Origin of the sequence: Accumulibacter sp., assembly GCF_032229525.1 — a bacterium.
Classification (GTDB): domain Bacteria; phylum Pseudomonadota; class Gammaproteobacteria; order Burkholderiales; family Rhodocyclaceae; genus Accumulibacter.
This window is the reverse complement of the sequence record NZ_JAVTWB010000156.1, coordinates 1-1,633: the sequence shown is the minus strand read 5'-3', so window position 1 is coordinate 1,633 and position 1,633 is coordinate 1. Positions and strand designations below refer to the sequence as shown.

Sequence of the window (1,633 nt, the reverse complement as noted above, 5' to 3'; positions counted from 1 at the left end):
TACAGGCGTACGACTCGCACCTTTGTCACCGAGCGTGCGTCGGCCTCGATTACCGTATACCGATAGCCGCGCTCTTCTACCGAATCACCGACGACGGGTATGTGCCTGAGGCGGTTGATCAGAAAACCGCCGAGGGTATGCGCTTCGCCGACCGGTAGATTGAGCCTCAGCGAGTCGTTGAGTTCGGAGATCGGCGCGCGTCCTCCGACCAGGTGCCGGTCATCACCCTCGGACTCGATCACCACCCGCGGAGGCTTAATGTTGTCGAAGTCGTAGCCGGAGTCGACCGTGCCGACAATCTCTTCGAAGATGTCCTCCATGGTCAGGATACCGATCGCCGAGCCGAACTCGTCGACCACGATCGCCATGTGATCATTGCGTGCGCGTAGCTGAGGCAGTACCTGATCAACCGTTTGCTTGGGCGAAAGGTACAGCGCTGGGCGCACGAAATCGCTGGCTGCGCGCTTGTCGATGTCCGGCTGCAACAGATCCCAGGTGCTCAGGGTCAGGACGCCGGTAACGTTGGTGATGTTGCTGCGGAAAACCGGCAGCCGATTGAAGCCATGCTCCCAGACACGGCGCACGGCCTCATCGATCCCACGACGCTCGTTGAAGCCGATGACCTCGGCGAGAGGCGTCATGACCTCGCCGATCGTGGTCTCGGCAAAGCGGAAGATGCGCCGAATGCGCTGCTTGTTGGTGGCGCCGCCACCGTCGGCCGGAGTTTCCGAGAGATCGAGCAGTACACGCAACTCGTCCTTGGTGATGAAGCCGCTTTGCCCTGACGACGCGCCCCCGAACATACGTGCGGCAACGCGGGCAACGCGGCTGAAGATGAAGATCACCGGATAGAACACGTACGAGAAGAAGCGCAGACCATAGATGATCTTGGTGACGATCCAGTCGGATTTCTGCTGGAAGATGCTCTTCGGCACGATTTCGCCAAAGATCAGCAGAAAAGGCGTAAACACCAGCACCGAAATCAGATCGCCGAGTTCCCCGAAGGCGCGAATGAACATCAGCGTGCCGATGGTGGTAATCGTCACCGTGGCGATGTTGGTTCCAACCAGCGTCGTTCCCAGCATCACGTCGGGTGTGCGAAACAGATGCAGCACCAGCTTGGCTCCCGGGTCGCCAAGTCGGGCCTGATGCCGCAGATGAATCTTGTCGCAATTGACCATTGCCAGCTCGGAGCCCGAGAAAAAGCCCTTGAGTACGAGAAAGAACAGGATGATCAACAACTGCCAGAGCCAATCCATCACGCTTCTCCCAGGGTAGTCGATCGAACCGACGGTGCTGATTGTTGGTCGCGCTCTGCTTGATCGTCCGGCGACGACTCGGACTCGTCTTCCGCCGACTCCCGTAGCAAATCGTCCTCGTATTCGTCCAGGGTCTCCTGTTCCTGGTCGTCCGGGCCGCCTTCATCGAGCGAGTCGGCGGCGATGCTTTCCATGTCCAGTGGCTGCTCCGGTGCGCCCTCCAGTTCTTCCAGCGTGCGACCGTACGAGACGCGAACCTTGGTGATGCGCATGCCGCTCACCTCTTTGACGGTGATTTCATAGTCGGCAGAAAACACTTTCTCGCCGACCCGCGGCAAGCGGCCGAAAAGCACCAGGGCCACCCCCCCGATGGT

2 protein-coding genes are annotated in these 1,633 nt (G+C 59.8%); both read right to left on the bottom strand.

The genetic code is table 11. The features are described 5' to 3' along the window. The coding region (locus RUW20_RS11975) for a hemolysin family protein (RefSeq protein ID WP_313952456.1) at positions 1-1,259 on the bottom strand (1,259 nt) is incomplete at its 3' end. Continuing rightward, positions 1,259-1,633 (bottom strand): transporter associated domain-containing protein (locus RUW20_RS11970; protein WP_313952455.1); only part of this gene is annotated, 375 nt, incomplete at its 5' end. The genes RUW20_RS11970 and RUW20_RS11975, both read right to left, overlap by 1 nt.